This window comes from Actinoplanes sp. NBRC 103695, assembly GCF_030269485.1.
In the GTDB taxonomy this organism is placed as follows: Bacteria; Actinomycetota; Actinomycetes; order Mycobacteriales; family Micromonosporaceae; genus Actinoplanes.
On sequence record NZ_BSTL01000004.1, the window covers coordinates 157,637 to 176,775 of the forward strand.

Genomic DNA, 19,139 nt, shown 5'->3' on the forward strand with positions numbered 1-19,139 from the left:
ACGCAGGGGAGTCATTTCATGGATGCCATCGATTCCGTCGCCGGTAACCGGCAGCGGGTGGTCGGCTTCGCCGACGTCGTCCGGATCCCGCTGCGCCGCTGGCGTACCGTGCTGGCCGTCACCGGCCTGGTCCTCCTGGCGGTGGCCGGGTACCTGTTCCTGCTCCCGGCCACCTACCGGGGCACCGCCGTGGTCGTGCTGCGCCCGGTGGTGACCGACCCGTTCACCCTGCCGTCCAGCGGGGCCGACCGGGCCATCAACATGACCGCCGAGACCGGCGTCGCGACCGGCAACGACGTCGTCGACGCCACCTCGCGGGCGCTGAGCCGCGACCCGGACGACGTGCGGGACGCGCTCAGCGTCGAGGTGCCCACCGGCGGCGCGGTGCTGCGGTTCGACTACTCCGACGACAGTGAGGCGCGCGCGGCGGCGGGGGCGAACACGGCCGCGCAGACCTACCTGAGCGTGCGTGAGGCGATCTACCAGAAGCAGCGGGAGGCGCTGCTGGTCTCCTACGACAGCACCCTGCGGCAGCTCACCGACCAGCGGAAGGCGGCGCAGAAGGGCATTCCGAAGGACACCGAGGACTCCGGCGGCATCGATCCGCAGGTCCAGGCCGCGCTGGACCAGGTCGCCGCGCTGAACGACCAGATCGCCCAGCAGGCCAACCAGAAGGCGAAGATCGCCTCGGCAGACCTGAGCCCGGGCGCGATCACCGCGTCGGCCCGCGCGCCGCTCCCGTCCAGCCACGACGCCTGGCTGCTCTACCTGTTCGCCGGGGTGCTCGGCGGCATGCTGCTGGGCACCGTCGCGGCGCACGGGCGGGAGGCGCTGGACCGCCGCGTCCGCTCGCTCGACCAGGCCGCCGACCTGATCGGCACCCCGGCGCTCGGTGCGGTGCGCGCGCCCGGCCGGCACACCGCGGACGCCGCCGCCGCGGACGCCCGCTACGTGTCGCTGGCCCTGCTCAAGTGGATCGAGACGCACCCCGGCCGCCCGGTGGTCATGCTCTCCGGCCGGGACGACGAGGGCCGGTCCGCGGTGTCGGTGAACGTGGCCGTGGCGATCGCCGAGTCCGGCCAGGACGTCTGGCTGGTCGCGGCGCCGGAGCTTCACGACGGGATCCGTACGGTGCTCTTCGCCGCGCAGAAACGGACCCCGCCGCGTGCCCGCGTGCTGCGGCCCGGCGAGATGCAGCGGCACAACGGCTCCCCGGCGCCGGGCGTGACCGTGCTGCCCGCCGTGCCCGGCCCGCCGGCGGCGGACGACCCGGAGACGACCCTGGTCATCGAGCACACCGCGGGTCAGGCGGTCCTCGCGCCGCCCCGGCCGTACATGCCGGCGATGGGCGAGGGGGATGGTCGCCGGCCCCTGGTGGTGGCGATCGGCGGGGGCGTGGTGCGGCTGGTGGCGCTGGGCGAGCAGCCGATGGCCGGTGTCGCGGTGATCGACGCTCCCCCGTCCGATGTGGATGAGCGCGGCGTACGCGCGGCGCAGTACGGCGTGGCCGTACTCGTGGTGGCCCGCGACAGCACCCGCAACCGCGACCTGACCCGGCTGGTCGACCGGCTCCGCTCGGCCGGCGCGCAGACCGCCGGGTTCGTGCTTACCGGCGGCAAGGGTGCCTGATCTGCCGCCCATCAGTGTCGTGGTCGCCACCCGCGACCGTCCCGGCCTGCTGGAACGTGCGGTCGCGAGCATCCTCGCCCAGGACTACGCCGGCGAGATCGAGTGCCTGGTCGTCTACGACCACGTGCCGATCCGCGAGTTCGACGTGCCCGTCGGGCCCGGCCGCAAGCTGCGCTTCCTGCACAACTCGCGGACCCGCGGGCTGCCCGGCGGCCGGAACAGCGGCGTCGAGGCGGCCTCCGGCGAGCTGCTCGCCTTCTGCGACGACGACGACCGCTGGCTCCCGGGGAAGCTGACCCGTCAGGTCGAACTCCTGCTGAGCACCGGTCAAGGCGCTGTCAGCTGCGGTCTGCACCTGAAGGGCCCCGGCATCGACCGGGAACGCGCGCTGGACCGTGACCGGGTCACCTTCGAGGAGTTCCTCGCCGACCGGGTGATGGAGGTGCACTCCAGCACCATGCTGGTCCGGGCGGACGTCTTCGCCGCGGCGGGCCCGGTGGACGAGGAGATCCCCGGCGGCTACAGCGAGGACTACGAGTGGCTGCTGCGGCTCACCCGGCACACCGACGTGGCGATCGTCCGCGAGGCCCTGGTGGTCGTCGACTGGCACGGCGGCTCGTTCTACTTCGCCCGGTGGCAGACCATCGTCGACGCCCAGCGTTACCTGCTCCGCAAGCATCCCGAACTGGCACGCAGCCGCACCGGCACGGCCCGCGTCCGGGGTCAGATCGCGTTCGCGCTGGCCTCCGGCGGCCGCCGCGTCGAGGCGGTCCGCGAGCTCGCCGCGGTCCTGCGGCTCAACCCGGCGGAGAAACGGACCCTGGTGATCGTCCCGGTGATCCTCGGCCTGCTCTCCGGGGAGCGGGTCCTGCGGATGGCGCAGAAGCGTGGCAAGGGAATCTAGGCCGGTGGCCGCGCCCGCGGTCACCGCCGCCTGGGAGGTGCGCACCCCCGACCTGCCGGTGTGGCCGCTGTACGGGATGTTCGCGCTGATCCCGCTCTGGTGGGCGCTCGGCGTCTGGTACTTCGTCTGGCCGTTCTTCGCCCTGGTCCTGTTCGTCCTGATGGCCACCCGCGGCCGGATCCGCCGCCCGGCCGGCACCACGCTCTGGCTGGCCTTCCTCATCCTGGTGGCGATCAGCGCGGTCGGGTTGCACGAGGCGACCGTGGCGGCGGTCTTCGCGCTGCGCGCGGGACACGTGCTCACCGGCTTCCTGGCCGGCGTCTACGTCTACAACCTGGCCCGCGACGGCGTGCCGTGGACCCGGATCGCCGCGCCGCTGATCCTCTTCTGGTTCGCCCTGATCGCCCTGGGCTGGTTCGGCGTGGTGGCGCCCACGTTCCACACGCCCAGCCCGTTCGCGCTGCTGCTGCCCGGCAACCTCGTGTCCGAGCGGTACGTCTCCGCGCTCACGACCCTGTCGGCGACCGAGTTCAACCCGCTCAGCCAGAACCCGATCTACCGGCCGACCGCTCCGTACCCGTACACCAACAACTGGGGCACGGCGTACTGCTTCCTCGTACCCATCGTCCTGGCCTGTCTGACCGCGGTCCGCCGAAGGTGGATCCGCGTCGCGCTGATCGTCTCGCTGCCGCTGTCGATCGTCCCCGCCTTCCTCACGCTCAACCGCGGCATGTTCCTCGGGCTCGGCGCCGGCGTGCTCTACCTGCTCGGCCGGGAGATCGTCCGCGGGCGGGTGCGGCTGCTGCTGCCGGTCGCGGGCATCGCGCTGATCGGCTGGATCGTCACCCTGTTCATCCCGGTGATCGACCTGATCAGCAACCGCACGTCGACCACCGACACCACCCGGGACCGCTTCGACATCTACGCGCAGACGTGGGCGGCGGTGCTCCGGTCGCCGCTGGTCGGGTACGGCCAGCCGTCGACCGTGGACACCACGTTCGCCGCTGAGCCGCTGGGCACCCAGGGCATGATCTGGCAGCTGCTGTACAGCCACGGCATCCCGGCCACGATCGTCTTCTACCTGATCTTCGTGGTCGTCGCCCGGCGGACCTCCGTCGCCGTCACGCGCACCGGGCTGTGGCTGAGCGCGCTGCCGGTCATCGCGGTGGTGATCACGCCGTTCTACGCGTTCATCGACCCGAACATGGCGGTGCTGTGCTGCGGGATCGGGCTGGGACTGGCCGCCGTGGACGGGCCGGTCAACCGGGGCACGCGGTGACCGCGGCGCTGCGGGCGCCGGGGAGGAGCGGCGCGATCGGGCTGGTGGGCGCGGCGGTCAACGGCGCGTTCGGGTTCGTGCTCACCACGGTGCTGACCCGGGTGTACGGGGCGGACGGCGCCGGGGTGCTGTTCAGCGTGATCGGGGTGGTCACGATCGCCGGGGCGGTGTGCTGCCTGGGCGCGGACACGGCGTTGATGTGGGCACTGCCACGTCTGCGCCCTGTGGATAACCAGGCAGAACCGTCACATTCCCGAGCTACATTGACGCCCACCCAGTGCCGGGGCGGGGGAGGGGGCGGCGCGCGAAACAAGTTTGAAAATGTTGACGCGAGTCAGCTCATGACCGTGGCCCTGCTCCCCGGCGCCGCCCTGGCGATCCTGGTCGCGGCCGCAGGCACAGCCGCGGCCACCCCGATCGCCCATGCGCTGAATGTGAACGATCCGACCCTCCTGCGGCTGGCCTTCGGCGGCGTCCCGCTCATCGTCGCCGCCACGATCCTGCTGGCCGCGGTCCGCGCCACCCGCCCGATCCACGTCTACGCCGGCATCCAGTTCGTCCTGGTCCCGATCCTGCGCCCACTCCTGCTGCTACTGGCCGGCGGCTCACTGCTGCTCGGCCTGACCTCTTGGCTCCTCCCGATCACGGCGGCGTTGCTGATCGCGTTCGCCCTGGCCCCGCGGCCGGGCCGTCACCCGGCGGGCTGGCGCCCGTTCTGGTCCTACGCCCTGCCCCGGGCCGTCTCGGTGGCCGTGGACGCCAGCAGCATGTGGATAGGCGTCCTCCTGACCGGCGCGCTGGCGGGCCAGACCGAGGCGGGCCTGTTCGCCGCCGCGGGCCGCTACGCGCTGGCCGGCCTGCTCATCATGCAGGGCCTCCGCGTGGCGATGGCGCCACAGTTGTCCAAGCTGCTCGGCGACGACAGGAGGGATGAGGCCGCCACCCTCTACCGCCGCACCACCTTGACGATCGTTGCGCTCTCCTTCCCGGCGTACCTCATGCTCGGGATCTTCGCTCCGGCCTTTCTCTCCCTGTTCGGCCCGGAGTTCGCCGAGGCGGCCGCCCCGCTCGCCGTCCTGTGCGTCGCGATGCTGGTCAACGTCGGCGTCGGCCTGGTGCAGACGGTCCTGCTGATGAGCGGCAGGAGCCGGGGCCACCTGTACGCCACCCTGCTCGGCCTCGCCCTCAACGTGGTGGCCTGCCCGCTGCTGATCCCCCGGTGGGGCGCGCTGGGCGCCGCGTTCGCCTGGTCGCTGGGCATCGTCGCCGAGAACCTGCTGGCCGCGCGGCTGGCCCGCCGTGCTTTGCGCCGGCCGCTATCCTCACGTCCACTGTGGCTGACGGCGGCCGGTGCGACGGCGGTCACCGTCCTGGCAGCGGCGGCGGGCGTCGCGACGGGCGGGCGTAACCTGCCCGGGCTGGCGGTCGCCCTGGCGGTGTTCCTGCCGATCGGTCTGGCAGCCGCCGTGAGAAGCCGTAAAAAGGGGAGACAGTGACGGTCCGGGACCTGATCAAGGGTGTCGCGCCGAGGCAGGCGCGCGAGCATCTCCGCGGCGCGCTGGTCCGGTACGGCGAACGCACCAGCGATCAGCGCCCGCTGCCCGACTTCCTGATCATCGGCACCAAGCGCGGCGGCACCACGTCCCTGTGGCGCTACCTCGTCCAGCATCCCCTGGTCCCGCGCCTCTTCCCGGCCTGGAACACCAAGACCACGCACTACTTCGAGGAGAATTACCACCGCGGCGAGGCGTGGTTCAGGTCGCATTTCCCGACGGCGAGGCACCGGGCGGCCCTGGAACGCCGGCACGGCTCGCCGCCCAAGGCGGGTGAGGCCGCGCCGCTCTACATGTTCCACCCGCTCGCGGCCTCCCGGGCAGCGCATCTGATGCCCCGGGCCCGCATCGTGGTCCTGCTCCGCGACCCGGTCGAGCGCGCCTACTCGCACTGGAAGGAGCGCCGCGGCGAGGGCGTCGAGCCGCTGTCCTTCGCCGACGCTCTCGCGGCCGAGGAGCAGCGCGTCGCCGGCGAACGAGCCAAGATGATCGTCGACCCGCACTACTTCTCCCAACCTTTCGACTGGTACGCCTACCGTGAGCGCGGCGTCTACCTGGACCACCTCTACCCGTGGCTGGACAGGTTCGACGAGTCGCAGTTCCTCCTGCTCCCCAGCGAGTCCCTCTACGCCGACCCCGCCGCCACGTACGCCCGCGTCCTCGCCTTCCTCGGCCTGCCGCCGCTCGTCCTGCCCCGCTACGAGGTGCACAACGACCGCCCGGGCGCGGACATGGACCCGGCGGTCCGGGCGGAGCTGTCCGCGTTCTACGCCCCGCACAACGCGGCCCTGGCAGCGCACCTGCGGATGACCTTCGACTGGTCCTGACCTCAGTTCCGCGGACGGCGGCCGATCAGGAGGGCGTGACGCGGCGACTCTGGGTGTGCTGGATGGTCCTGTCGGTCGTTCTGACCGTGGTGCGCGCGCTGGTGCCCCAGCAGTCCACGGCCGCCACCCTGATCACCGGCGGCTCGGCGGTGCTCACCTGCATCGCGATCGTCATCGGGCTGGTCCTGAACCGCCCGCCGAGCAGGCTGCCGTTCCTCCTGGTGCTCGGCGCCACCCTGTCCGGCCTGATCGGCAACCTGATCCTGGCCTACCACCTCAGCCAGGGTGTGGTCCCGTACCCGTCGTCGTCGGACATCTTCTGGCTGCTCAACTACCCGCTGCTGGCGATCGGTCTGATGATGCTGATCCGCGGCCTGTCGTGGCGGCAGGACCGGGCCGGCATCCTGGACACGCTGATCGTCACGGTCGGCCTCGGGCTCGGCATCTGGCTGCTGTTCCTGCAGGATCTGGTCCAGTTCGACGGCATCCCGGCGGCGACCCGGCTGGTCACCGTCGCGTACCCGCTGGCCGATCTGATGATCCTGGCCGCCTTCATCCGGTTCTTCACCTCGGCGGCCCGGCGTACCGCCATCTTCTGGCAGCTCACCGCCTCGCTGCTGACGCTCGGCGTGGCCCACATCGCGTGGGTGTGGCAGAACATCCACGGCATCTACAACGACAGCGCCTCACCCGTCTTCGTGCTGAGCGGCCTGCTCATCGGCGGCGCCGTGCTGCACCCTTCGATGGCGACCTTCGGCGGAGGCTCGGTCGCCCATACCGGCGAGGTCACCCGGACGCGGGTGCTGCTGATCGGCTCGGGTTGCCTGCTCAGCCCGGTCCTGCTGATCGTCGACGGCGTGCTGAGCGACGGCAAGGCCGACTGGCTGGCCGCGTCGATCTGCTGCGTCGCGGTCTTCGGCCTGGTGATCGGCCGAATGGTCGAGCTGATCCGCACGGTCCAGGACCAGGCCACCCAGCTCGAGGCGATGGCGTACCTGGACGCGCTCACCGGCATCCCCAACCGCCGTGCCTGGGACATGGAGCTGCAACGCCGCCTGGCCGGCGCCCGCCGCCAGGGCCGCACCCTGCTGGTCGGCCTGATCGACCTCGATCATTTCAAGTGGTACAACGACGAGCACGGCCACCCGAAGGGCGACGAGCTGCTGCGCGGCGCCGCGCTCGCCTGGCGCGGCCAGCTGCGCACCGAGGACCTGATCGCCCGGTACGGCGGCGAGGAGTTCGGCCTGATCCTGACGTGCCGGCTCAGCGACGTCGACGGCGTCATGGAACGCCTGCGCCGGGTCACGCCGGACGGTCAGGCGTTCTCGGCCGGCCTCGCCCAGTGGACCGGCGTCGAGACGGCCGAGCAACTGGTCGCCCGCGCCGACGCCGCCCTCTACTCCGCCAAACGCGCGGGCCGGGACCGCACCGCGGTCAGCGCCGACCCGCACCTGGCGGACGTGAGCTTCAGCGGCGTCACAAGTTCTTCTCAGTGATGTTCTCTCGCGAGAACTCGTCGCCGTCCCAGACGTAGGTCTGGGTGATCCGCAGGTCCGGGCAGCAGGTCGGCGCCTGCCCGCTGAGGGCGTCCGAGGTGACCGTGACCTTGTCCCCGCCGATCTTCACCCGGGCGCTGGTCAGGTCCTGGTCCTTCCCGATCTGCACCAGCGACGTCGGCCGTTCGCCGGCGTCGGCCCCGTCGTAGACGAACACGTACGCGTGGTCGGCCCCGCTGCGCACGAAGCAGGACCCCGCGACAACGGCCTCCGTACGCCCGTCCCCGGTCAGGTCGGTCCGCTGCGTGCTGAACACGACGGCCTTCCCTTTCGACTCCGGCACATCAGTGCACCCGAGCTCCCGGAACAGAACCTCCCGAAAGTCCACGCCGTCCCAGCTGTCCGTTCCGCCCCCGGAGCCCTTCGCCGGCGCCGACGTGGGCGCCGCGCTCGGCGACGAGGTGGCGGCAGGCGGCGCGACCGAGGGAGCAGACGGCAAGGCGGCCGGGCCGGCGGGCTTCGCACATCCCACCAGAGCCGAGGCGGCAACGACCAAGATGACCGTCTTGCGAACGTACGACATGCCTGTCTCCCCATGTTGTGTCGAGGAGTCCAGTCTGGGATCGGCGGCCGCCGCCGTGCTCCCGTGATCGTGCCAGGGTCAGGACGTCAGGTAGGAGGCGAAACGGGTCGGGCGGCGGATCTTGAAGCCCATGGACTCGTAGAGGTGGATCGCCGGGGTGTTGAAGGCCGCCGTGTGCAGGAACGGGACGTCGCCTCGGGCGCGGATGCCGGCGACCACGGCGTGGACCAGGCGGCGGGCGTAGCCGCGGCCCCGGACCGTGGGGTCGGTGCAGACGGCGCTGATCTCGGTCCAGCCGGGCGGCCGCAGGCGTTCGCCGGCCATCGCGATCAGCCGGCCCCCCTCGCGGAAGCCCAGGTAGGTGCCCATCTCGACGGTCCGGGGCTCGAACGGGCCGGGGTCGGTGCGGCCGACCAGCTCGAGGATGTCCGGCACGTCGCCGGGGCCGAGGATCATCGCGTCGGGGTCGGGCGCCGCGCTCACCCCGTCGTCGACCATCTGCACCCCGTCGACGCCCTGGTGGAAGGACCATCCGGCGGGGAACGTGTCCGGCGCGCCCATCAACGTGATCTTGCCGCCTGGTCCGGCCAGCTCGGCGGCGTCCGCCCAGGCCAGCGGGTCGGACATGTCGTCGAGTCCGTGCCACGGTGACATGTCGGCCGGGTAGCGGGCCACCCGGCCGCGGCGTTCCGCGAGGTGGGCGTGCGGGCCGGTCAGCGAGGCCCAGCCGGGGTTGTCGAGTACGGCGTCATCCACGCCGCCACGCTATGCCAGCCGGGCGGCGAGGGTGTCGAGCAGGGCGGGATGCAGCCGCGGGTTCCAGTCCGCGCCGTGCGACAGCTGGTAGGTGCGCAGCCACAGCTCGATCAGGTAGGCGTCGGCCACGAACCGCTGCCGCGCCGGGTCCAGCCCCAGCGCGGGTCCGTGTTTCCGCAGCCCGGCGTCGACGGCGTCGGCACATGCGGCGGCGGGCAGCCGGCGCGTCGACAGCGCGATCTGGAAGTGCTGATGAGCGAGATCAAATCCGAGGGGTACGCCCGGGGCGCTGTTCTCCCAGTCCCAGACCAGGAGCCTGCCCCGGTGGCGGCCCATGTTCCACGGCACCCAGTCGCCGTGCCAGTGCCCGAAGTCGAGGTCCAGGTCGCCGTCCCGGTCGACGAGCGCGTCGATGGCGTCGTCGACCGTGGTGGCGCCGGGGGTGACCGCCCCGGCGAGGGCGCCCCCGGCGCAGCGGCGCCGCCAGCCGGCCAGGAACGGCGACTCGACGAACGGCATCCGCGGTTCGCTCACCCGGGCGACCGCCCGCATCGCCGCCGTCCGGGGCCGCGACGGCCGCCGGATCCGCCGGACGTGCCGCGGCATCGGGGCGATCACCGCGACCTCCCGGTCCTGCCAGGTGGTGTGCAGGATCAGGCCGGGCGAGGCGGGGAAGTCCCCGGCCGGCGCGGGCAGGGATGTCAGCGCCGCCACCTCACCGCGCACCATCGCCCGGGTGCCGTCACTCCAGCCGATCTTGGCGTACCCCTGCGGTCTGCCTTGGTCGTCGAAGAGCTGCAGGGTCGGCTTGTGGTGCGGGTCGGGCGGGCGGACGCCGATCGCGGCGTGCAGCCGCGGGACGCCGAGCAGGCCGGCGAGGTGGTCGGTGAGCAGCGGGCCGCCGGTGACGTTGAGGACGGGCGCGCGGGTGAGGCCGAGCAGGCCGGTGCGGGCGAGGCCGCCGATCACGGCCCGGGTGGCGCGGACCCTCGGCGGGCGGAGCGCGTTGTACGCCAGCACCGACGCCGCGGTCACCGTGCGGGAGGCGAGCGGGAGCAGGAACTTCGCGTCATCGAGCGACGGCAGTACGGCGTACCGGATGGCCGAGGGCTCCGGGTTGCCGACCGTGAGCCGCAGTGCCGGGCCGGGGAAAACGGCCCGGGCGACCCAGCCGAGGCCGTCGGTGCGCGAGCGGGGATCGTCGGCGGGGAAGTCCGGGCGCGCCGCAGCCGGCCGCCGCTGACGCGGAATCACGGGTTGACGATAGGCGAGCGTTGATAGACGCGCACGTGGTCGACGACGAAATCGGCGGGGAACGCGGTGGCCGCGTCGGGCGCGCCGAGCCATCCGCCGACCTGCAGGTTGAGTCGCAGGTTGTACGGCTTGTGGAAGACCTCGTCGAAGAACGGTGTGGTGGCCCGGTCCCGCCGCCACACCGGCCGGCCGTCGATGTACCAGGTCAGCGCGTCGGGCGTCCATTCCGTCAGGTAGGTGTGGAAGCCGTCGCCGGGCGTGCCGCCACCGGGCAGCGTGAGGCGTTCGTCCTGTTTGACCGGTGTGTAGTCGTAGAAGATCGCGGCCGTGGCCCGGTCCTGCCATTTGTCGCCGCCGGGCAGTTCCACCACGTCGATCTCACCCTTGCCGCCGTCCTCGGGGCGCAGCCAGAAGGCCGGCCAGATCCCGGTCGACGTGCCGGGCCGGTTGGGTGACCGGGCGCGGATCTCGAACCGGCCGTACGTCCACGAGTGCCGGCCGATGGTGTCCAGGTACGCCTGCGTGTACTGCCGCGTCCGGCTGCCGCACCGCACCGTCTTCCGTAGCCCGCGGAGCACCAGGAACCCGTAGCGGATGTACGCGTTGGCCGGGTCGTCCACGTTGCACCCGAGGTCGACGTCGCGGGCCTCGCCGTCCCGGATGGTCCACTTCGACCGGTCGACCGTGTGCGCGTCGAACTCGTCCGCCCAGACCAGCCGCCACCCGGTCCGTGCCGGAGGTGCCGGAGGTGGTGGTGGCGGCGTGCAGCCGGAGATCAGCAGAAGCGAAATCCAGAAAAGCCGCACGCCGCCAAACTACTAAGAAACGCCGATCGCGCGCTTCATGGTAAAAAGGCGACCGGTCCCCCTCTACGGGCTGACCGAGGTCGACCTGGGCCTGGGCGAGCCGCCGTCCGAGCGGGCCGACGAGCTGGACGCCGCCCGCTGGGCCCTGGCCGCCCTGGACTCGGCCGAGGGGCGGGCGCCCTTCGACGAGGGGCTCACCCCGGCGTACGGCGTCTTCTACCGCGGCTGGACGAACTGGCTGCGTGGCGGCGTGCTGGCTCTGCGCCTGCACGACAAGCTCTTCACGCCGCGGTACGCCGCGACGGCCGGCCGCTGGCTGAGCGCGGCCCAGCAGCGGCTCGACCCGCAGACCGGCCTGTTGCCGCACCGCGCCGACGTGGTCACCGGCGCGCCGCTCGAGGTGGCCCGGGGGCACCTCGCAGAGCATGATCCAGCGGTTCCTGGTGGACATCGACCCGGTGTTCGCCGCGCGACAGTACCGGGTGTTCCGTGAGCGGTTCCGACCGTTCGGTCCGGCGATCCGGGAGTTCCCGACCGGCGTGGCCGGCGAGGGCGACGTCGACTCCGGTCCGCTGCCGCTGGGCATCAGCCTCTCGGCCACCGCGGTGACGATGGGCGCGGCCCGGGGGCAGGGTGACGACCGTTCTGCTCGCCATCGCCCTGGCGCCCCTGCCGCTCAGATATCGATTCGCGCCTTTTGCGGGTAATTCTTCAGTTACGTTACGTCCGTCGTACGTCTGTTGCCCGTCTGAAGGAGTCGTTGAGCCATGCACTTCCTCCCGGGGACGCAACGCTCCCTCCGGCTGACCCTCGCGGCCGCGACCGCAGCGCTCATCGGCTTCATCCCGGTGTTGACCGTCGCCACACCGGCCTACGCGGACCCCGGCGACATCGATTTCACCAGCGACCAGGAGTCGGTGGAGAGCGACGCGTTCGTCTTCGAACTGATCCGCGAGGCCGGCGGCCCCGGAAGCCCCAAGCTCGACCTCGAGTACCTGACGGTCGACGGCACGGCGGAAGCCGGCAAGGACTACACCGGGATTCCCCTCACCACCACGTCGTTCCCGGCGAACAGCACGCGGGCCGTCACCAAGAAGATCACGGTGCAGGGGCTCACCGACGACCTGGACGAGGACGACGAGACCTTCACCCTCCGAATCACCGGTGCCGGCGGAGGGGCGCCGGTCGTCGAGGCCCAGGGCATTCTGGACGACGACGACGCGACCCCGACGTACGCCCTCTCGGTGCCCGACCCGGTGACCGAGAACGCGGGCAGCGCGCGGATCACCGCGACCCTGTCGCATGTCTCCGGGCGCAACGTGACGATCTCGGCGCCGAGCTCGGACGACACGGCCGTGCAGCCGGACGACTACACCGCGAGCCCCGGAGTCATCACCGTCACGGCGGGCTCGCTGACCGGCTACAAGGATGTCCCGATCATCGACGACACCCGTGACGAGGAGGACCTCGAGTTCTTCAAGGTGACCGGTGCGACCGGCAGCAACGGCGAGCAGCGCACGGGCTCGGTGCTGCAGGTCAACATCGGGGACAACGACGTGATGCCGACGCTGGACATCGCCGCGCCGGGCGCGGTCACCGAGGGCGGCCAGCTCGACTTCACCGTCTCTCTGTCCGCGCCGTCCAACCGGACGGTCACCGTGCTGGCGAGCACCGAGGCCGGCACCGCCACCTCGGCCGACTTCACGCCGTTCAGCAACCAGCCGGTGATCTTCATGCCGGGCTCCACGTCCGAGACGGTGTCCGTACAGACCACTCTCGACGCCCTGAACGAGCTCGACCCGGAGGCGTTCAAGCTCAAGCTCTCCTCGCCGGCTCCGGCACTCCCGGTGCACTACACGGCCGGCACACTGGAGGCGACCGGCAGTGTCACCGACGACGACGTCCTGCCGGTCGTGTCGCTGACGCCGCCGACGGTCGCCGAGGGCGACTCCGGCACCTCCAGCAAGACCATGACGGTGGCTCTGGACAACCCGTCCGGCCGTGAGGTGAAGGTCGGCTACACGGTGCAGAGCGGCACCGCGACCGAGGGCGAGGACTTCGAGGCGGTCACGCCGGGCGAGCTGACCTTCGCCGCCGGCGAGCAGTCCAAGACGTTCGTCGTCAAGGTCAAGGGCGACGTCAAGGACGAGCCCAACGAGACCCTCACGGTGACCCTGTCCAACACCGGGGGCACCGCGAGCCTGGCGCCGAGCGCCGCGCACACGGTGACCATCAACGACGACGACGCGAAGCCGACGCTGGACACCTTCCCGAACCTGACGGTCGACGAGGGCAACACCGCGGTCGGCAAGAGCATCCAGGTCGCCCTGTCCAACCCCAGCTCCCAGACGATCACGCTGGACGTGACAGCGACGGACGGCACCGCGCTGGTCGACGGCAGCGGCCCGGGCAGCAACGACTTCGACGCGCCCAACAGCACCGTGACGATCCTGCCCGGCGACACCACGGCGACCGTGCTGTTCCAGGTCAACGGCGATGACGTGTACGAGGGCGACGAGGACGCCACGATCGAGGTCGCGACGCAGATGGACGACAACGCGGTGACCGCCGGCGACAAGACCTCGACCCTGACCCTGACCAACGACGACAGCAAGCCGTCCGTCGTCCTGTCCGTCGAGTCCGGCAAGAAGGAGGGCCAGACCGCGGCGGTCAGCGCCACCGTCACGGGCGTCTCGCAGGACGCGATCACCATCGGCCTCACCGCGGCGGGCGACTCGGTGTCGGGCAGTGACGCCGCGCAGTCCCAGGACTTCGACGCGAGCAACCTGACCAGCACCGTCAGCCTGGCCGGCGGCGCGGTCAGCAACCCGCGCCCGCTCGGCACGATCGACCTGCTCACCGACTTCATCGACGAGAATCCGCAGACGGTCAAGATCTCGCTCACCGGCATCCCGGCGGTCGCCCCGATCTGGCTGACCATCGGCGACGGCGACGAAGACATGCTGCCGACCATCGTGCCCGCGGCCAGTCCGGTGCAGCACGACGAGGCCGACGGCGCCGTGAACATCCCGGTGGACCTGGACTTCACCCAGAACGGCAACCTGGCGACCTCCACCGAGCGGAACATCACCGCCGCCTGGAGCACGGCCGACGGCACCGCCGAGAAGCCGGCCGACTACACGTCCACGCCGGGCACCGTCACGTTCAACGCCGGTGTCACCACCGCGCAGATCCCGGTGAGTATCGAGCAGGACAACCGGTACGAGCTCACCGAGACCTTCGCCGTGCAGCTTTCCTCGCCGTCGCCGTCCGACACCCCGATCGCGCCGGCCGGCGTGACCGTGGAGATCGCCGACGACGACAGCGGCCAGAAGCCGGTCCTGAACGGGCTCGGCGCACCGGCCCAGGCTTTCCGTGAGGGCACGGTGGGCTACGCGGACTTCTCGGTGCAGCTCGACCGTGCGGCCTCCGAGGACGTCGCCGTCCGCGTGTGGATCACCGACGGCACCGCCAAGCACGGCGACCTGACGCCGGGCAACGACGACTTCCTGATGCCGACGACGCCGGTGACGGTCCTGGCGGGCCAGGACAAGGTGACCGTCCCGGTCACGATCAAGGACGACACCGTCTTCGAGACCAGCGAGACGGCGACCGTCCACGTCGAGGTGGCCGCGGATGAGAACGACGCCGTCGACGCGATGAGCCCGGTGACGGCGAGCCTCAGCATCGTCGACGACGACCCGATGCCGGCGGTGACGCTGAGCAGCGTCACCATGGGCGAGGGAACCGGACCGCAGAACATCGTGGGCACGGTGGCCGGCCAGACGCAGGACCCGATCACGGTGACCCTGGCGGCGGCCGGTGCGGTCAACGCCGGCAGTAACCCCGCCGAACCGGAGGACTTCGACGCGTCCGGCCTCGGCGCGCAAGCCATCCCGGGTGGCAACATCCCGGGCGGCACGGTCGACCTGGGCACGATCAGCTTCCTCGACGACCAGGCCGACGAGTACGACGAGACGGCCAAGGTCACCATGACCGGATTGACCTCGACGGTGACGGCGTGGCAGACCATCACCGACAACGCGGACGACAAGCCGCCGGCGGTGGCCGTCGACCCGACCGCCACGGTCGTCGAGAACGCCGGGAACGCGCTGGTGCCGGCGTCGCTCGACTTCACCGACAGCGACGACGCGACCTCGAGCCAGCGGATCGTGACCGCCGTGTACGCCACCGCGAACGGCGCCGCCAGGGCGACGAGTGACTACACCGCCGCCCAGACCGGAGCGACGGTCACCTTCGCCGCGGGGGACACGACCAAGAACATCCTGATCCCGATCACCAACGATCTGTTCTTCGAGCGGGACGAGACGTTCACGGTCACCATCTCCGACCCGCTCCCGACCGGCGCGACCCTCGGGAACGACGTGTCCACGGTGACGATCACCGACGACGACGACTCGCGGAAGCCGACGTTCTCGGTCGCCGACGTGGCGTTCACCGAGGGCGCCAGCGGCGGGGACGCGGTCTTCACCGTCGCCCTCTCGAAGGTCACCACCCAGGCGGTCGAGTTCGACGTCACCATCGTCGACGACACCGCGACGCACGGCTCGAACATGACCGGGCCCGGCCAGAACGACTTCACCGAGCCGTCCGCCACGGTCACCGTCCCGGCGGGCTCCGACCACGTGGACTTCTCGGTGCCGGTCGCGAACGACACGGCCTACGAGGGCGAGGAGGAGGCCACCCTGACGGTGGAGCGGGCCTCGGGTGAGGACGACGCGACCGGATCGGCCGACTCCAGCGACCTGGTCATCACCGACGACGACGCCAAGCCGTCCGTCGAGCTGACCGCGACGTCCGGCACCGAGGGCTCCGACCTGACGATCCGGGCCGTGGTCACCGGCGTCGCGCAGCGCGACTTCCCGTTCGACCTGGCCTTCGCCGGGTACAGCACGGAAGGCGTCGACCCGGCCGAGTCCATCGACTACACCGACAACGGGCTCTCCGGAGTGATCCCCGGCGGCTACAACCCGACCCGGCCGCTATCGCTGGGCACGGTGACGCTGGAGCAGGACCAGATCGACGAGCCGGCCGAGTTCTTCCGGATCACCGCGACCGACCACGACGACCCGGACCGGTACGTCTCCAGCGTCTACAAGATCAACGACGATCAGAACGACCTGCCGCCGTCCATCGCGATCGACGAGGTCACCACGATCGACGAGGGCGAGGAATCGGTCGACGTGCGGGTGGCCCTCATGTTCGACGGTGCCAACGACGCCACCTCGACCGAGCAGGACCTGTCGGTCGGCTGGAAGACCACCGACGGCACGGCCAAGGCGGGCTACGACTACACGACGCAGGACGAGGTGCTCGACTTCCCGGCCGGCGTCACCGAGGCCATGGCGAGCGTTCCGATCGAGGACGACGGCGTCGAGGAGCCGACCCAGTCCTTCTCGATCACCCTCTCCGGCGCCATGCCCAAGGGCATCGTGATCGACGAGGGCACCGGCCAGGTCCAGATCACCGACGACGACGCCGCCGTGGCGCCGACGCTGCTGACGAGCCCGGCCAACAGCCGGCCGGGCCCCGGCCTGGTCACCGTCTACGGCCAGACCCGCGAGGGCGCGCAGGTGCGGGTCTACGCCGCCGCGCCGTCCACCCCGACCAAGTGGTTCTCGGCGGCCACCACGACCGCCGACATCGAGGGTCAGTACTCCGTGGCGGTGCCCTTCGACATGGGCTACTGGCTGCAGGCGCGGGTGATCGGCAGCGGGAACTCCACGCCGAAGCTCGTCAAGGTCAGCCTCCTGCCGACCTTCACGGCCACGTCCACGGTGGCGGGGACGGTGAACTTCGCGGTCGGCAGCAGCCCGAAGCTGAACGGCCTGTCGGTCACCATCCAGCGGCAGAACGCCAACGGCAGCTGGTCGGCCGTGGCGCGCGGCGTCACGGCGGGCACCGCGAGGACGTACGTCTTCCGGCTCACCGGCCAGAGGTCGCGCACGAAGATGACGTTCCGGGCCGTGCTCGCGGACAACGCGGCGTACGGCGTGACCGCCGGGACGTCGACCAACCGGGTGGTGACGATCCGCTGACGCACCCCTGAACGGACAGAACCGGGGCGGCCGATCGGCCGCCCCGGTTCTGTTTCTCCGCTCCCTCAGTCGACCTCGGCGGCCGCCTCCGCGAACTGGGCCGAGTAGAGCCGGGCGTACGCGCCACCCGCTGCCATCAGCTCGTCGTGCGTGCCCTGCTCGACGATCGCGCCGGAGTCCATCACCAGGATCACGTCGGCGTCGCGGATGGTGGACAGCCGGTGCGCGATCACGAAGCTGGTCCGGCCCGACCGCAGCGAGTTCATCGCCCGCTGGATCAGCACCTCGGTGCGGGTGTCCACCGAGCTGGTCGCCTCGTCCAGGATCAGGATGCTCGGCTCGGCCAGGAACGCCCGGGCGATCGTGATCAGCTGCTTCTGGCCGGCGCTGACGTTCGAGCCCTCCTCGTCGATCACCGTCTCGTAGCCGTCCGGCAGCATCCGCACGAACGAGTCCACGTGCGCCGCCTCGGCCGCCCGCTGCACGTCCGCCATCACGAACGAGTCCGCCCCGTACGCGATGTTCTCCGCGATCGTCCCGCCGAACAGCCAGGTGTCCTGCAGCACCATGCCCATGTGCTCGCGGAGCTGCTCGCGCGGCATGGACGCGATGTCCACCCCGTCCAGGGTGATCCGCCCGCCGGTCACGTCGTAGAACCGCATCAGCAGGTTGACCAGTGTGGTCTTGCCGGCACCGGTGGGACCGACGATGGCCACGGTCTGGCCCGGCTCGGCCGCCAGCGACAGCCCGTCGATCAGCGGCTGATCCGGCACGTACCGGAAGGACACGTCCTCGAACGCGACCCGGCCCCGGACCGGCGGCATCTCGAGCGGCGCCGGGTCGCCGGACTGCTCATCGGCGTCGAGCAGCTCGAACACCCGCTCGGCCGACGCCACGCCGGACTGCACCAGGTTGGCCATGCTCGCCACCTGGGTCAGCGGCTGACTGAACTGGCGCGAGTATTGAATGAACGCCTGCACGTCACCCAGCGACAGCGAGCCGGTCGCCACCCGCAGACCACCGACGACGGCCACCAGCACGTAGTTCAGGTTGCCGATGAACATCATGGCCGGCTGGATCAGCCCGGAGACGAACTGCGCGCGGAAGCTGGACGCGTACAGGCCGTCGTTGTGCTGTTTGAAGGTCTCCACCGCCTCGTTCTGGCGGCCGAAGACCTTCACCAGCGAGTGGCCGGTGAACATCTCCTCGATGTGCCCGTTCAGCTTGCCGGTGGTCGCCCACTGCTTGACGAACTGCGGCTGCGACCGCTTGCCGATCCGGGTGGTCACCCAGATCGAGACGGGCACGGTGACCAGCGCGATCAGCGCCAGCAGCGGGGAGATCCAGAACATCATGGCCAGGACGCCGATGATCGTCAGCAACGCCGTGATCAGCTGCGCGAAGGTCTGCTGGAGCGTCTGCGCGATGTTGTCGGTGTCGTTGGTGGCCCGGCTCAGCACCTCGCCCCGGGCCTGCTGGTCGAAGTAGGACAGCGGCAGCCGGGCCAGCTTGTTGGACACGTCCTGCCGGAGCCGGAAGACGACCAGCTGCACCAGGGTCGCGACGAGCCGGCCCTGCAACGCGGCGAAGACCGACGCGCCGACGTAGACCAGCGCCACCCAGGCCAGGATGTGCATCAGCTTGTCGAAGTCGACGCCCTGGCCGGGCACGAAGTCGATGCCGGACAGCAGGTCGGCCTTGTTGCCCGCGCCCTGGTTGCGCAGGTTCTCGACCGCCTGCTCCTTGGTCACGCCGGCCGGCAGCGTCTTGCCGACGACGCCGGAGAAGACGACGTCGGTGGCGTGGCCGAGCAGCCGGGGGCCCAGCACGGTCAGGAAGACGCTGGTGATGCCCAGCAGCAGCACCGCGCCGGCCTGCACCTTGTGCGGGCGCAGCAGCCCGAGCAGCCGCAGCAGCGACCCCTTGAAGTCCTTCAGTTTCTCGGCCGGCGCGCCGCCGGCCATCATCATCCGCCCGGGTCCGCCGATCGGCG

The 19,139-nt window shown here is 71.2% G+C and carries 14 protein-coding genes; 8 read left to right on the forward strand and 6 right to left on the reverse strand.

Annotation, left to right across the window (positions count from 1 at the left end; translation table 11 throughout):
- Positions 1-18: 18 nt before the first annotated feature.
- From QSK31_RS07610 to QSK31_RS07620, 3 genes are read left to right on the forward strand one after another with little or no spacing between them, the layout of a single operon-like run.
- The gene (locus tag QSK31_RS07610; protein WP_285682274.1) at positions 19-1,629 is read left to right on the forward strand and encodes a hypothetical protein; all 1,611 of its coding nucleotides are present in this window, start codon (positions 19-21) and stop codon (positions 1,627-1,629) included.
- Positions 1,622-2,533, forward strand: a complete 912-nt coding sequence (locus QSK31_RS07615) for a glycosyltransferase family 2 protein (RefSeq protein ID WP_285682276.1) — start codon at positions 1,622-1,624, stop codon at positions 2,531-2,533. Before QSK31_RS07610 ends, QSK31_RS07615 begins: the two co-directional genes overlap by 8 nt.
- Before the next feature lie 4 nt (positions 2,534-2,537).
- The gene (locus QSK31_RS07620; RefSeq protein WP_285682278.1) at positions 2,538-3,812 is read left to right on the forward strand and encodes an O-antigen ligase family protein; all 1,275 of its coding nucleotides are present in this window, start codon (positions 2,538-2,540) and stop codon (positions 3,810-3,812) included.
- On the opposite strand, the gene QSK31_RS07625 is transcribed toward QSK31_RS07620, so the two are convergent.
- A complete protein-coding gene (locus QSK31_RS07625; RefSeq protein ID WP_285682280.1) occupies positions 3,793-4,002 on the reverse strand; it encodes a hypothetical protein in 210 nt (69 codons plus the stop codon). The two genes, QSK31_RS07620 and QSK31_RS07625, sit on opposite strands and share 20 nt — an antisense overlap.
- 151 nt (positions 4,003-4,153) lie before the next feature.
- On the opposite strand from QSK31_RS07625, the gene QSK31_RS07630 reads away from it, so the two are divergent.
- The 3 genes from QSK31_RS07630 to QSK31_RS07640 all read left to right on the forward strand — a co-directional run bounded on the left by QSK31_RS07630 (position 4,154) and on the right by QSK31_RS07640 (position 7,688).
- Positions 4,154-5,308 (forward strand): lipopolysaccharide biosynthesis protein, encoded by a 1,155-nt coding sequence (locus tag QSK31_RS07630; RefSeq protein WP_285682282.1) that lies wholly within the window; start codon positions 4,154-4,156, stop codon positions 5,306-5,308.
- On the forward strand, positions 5,305-6,192 hold the full coding sequence (locus QSK31_RS07635; RefSeq protein ID WP_285682283.1) for a sulfotransferase: 888 nt from the start codon (positions 5,305-5,307) through the stop codon (positions 6,190-6,192). The genes QSK31_RS07630 and QSK31_RS07635 overlap by 4 nt, the downstream gene beginning before the upstream one ends.
- Positions 6,193-6,254: 62 nt before the next feature.
- Complete coding sequence (locus QSK31_RS07640) at positions 6,255-7,688, forward strand: sensor domain-containing diguanylate cyclase (protein WP_285682284.1); 1,434 nt, start codon at positions 6,255-6,257, stop codon at positions 7,686-7,688.
- On the opposite strand, the gene QSK31_RS07645 is transcribed toward QSK31_RS07640, so the two are convergent.
- From QSK31_RS07645 to QSK31_RS07660, 4 genes are all read right to left on the reverse strand, one after another.
- Positions 7,669-8,271, reverse strand: coding sequence for a hypothetical protein (locus QSK31_RS07645; protein WP_285682286.1), 603 nt, complete (start codon positions 8,269-8,271; stop codon positions 7,669-7,671). The genes QSK31_RS07640 and QSK31_RS07645 overlap by 20 nt on opposite strands.
- Before the next feature lie 78 nt (positions 8,272-8,349).
- Positions 8,350-9,027: a GNAT family N-acetyltransferase gene (locus QSK31_RS07650; RefSeq protein ID WP_285682288.1), complete on the reverse strand. Its 678-nt coding sequence runs from the start codon at positions 9,025-9,027 to the stop codon at positions 8,350-8,352.
- A gap of 9 nt (positions 9,028-9,036) precedes the next feature.
- A complete protein-coding gene (locus QSK31_RS07655; RefSeq protein WP_285682290.1) occupies positions 9,037-10,281 on the reverse strand; it encodes a hypothetical protein in 1,245 nt (414 codons plus the stop codon).
- Entirely contained in the window at positions 10,278-11,087 is an 810-nt protein-coding gene (locus QSK31_RS07660) for a glycoside hydrolase family 16 protein (protein ID WP_285682292.1), read from the reverse strand. The genes QSK31_RS07655 and QSK31_RS07660 overlap by 4 nt, the downstream gene beginning before the upstream one ends.
- A gap of 37 nt (positions 11,088-11,124) precedes the next feature.
- On the opposite strand from QSK31_RS07660, the gene QSK31_RS07665 reads away from it, so the two are divergent.
- Positions 11,125-11,580 (forward strand): hypothetical protein, encoded by a 456-nt coding sequence (locus QSK31_RS07665; RefSeq protein ID WP_285682294.1) that lies wholly within the window; start codon positions 11,125-11,127, stop codon positions 11,578-11,580.
- A 274-nt stretch (positions 11,581-11,854) separates the two neighbouring features.
- Entirely contained in the window at positions 11,855-17,146 is a 5,292-nt protein-coding gene (locus tag QSK31_RS07670) for a Calx-beta domain-containing protein (RefSeq protein WP_285682296.1), read from the forward strand.
- Positions 17,147-17,211: 65 nt separating this feature from the next.
- Here QSK31_RS07670 and QSK31_RS07675 read toward each other — a convergent pair whose 3' ends face one another.
- Positions 17,212-19,116 carry an ABC transporter ATP-binding protein gene (locus QSK31_RS07675; protein WP_285682692.1) on the reverse strand — a complete coding sequence of 635 codons (1,905 nt, stop codon included), beginning with the start codon at positions 19,114-19,116 and terminating at the stop codon, positions 17,212-17,214.
- Positions 19,117-19,139: the final 23 nt, after the last annotated feature.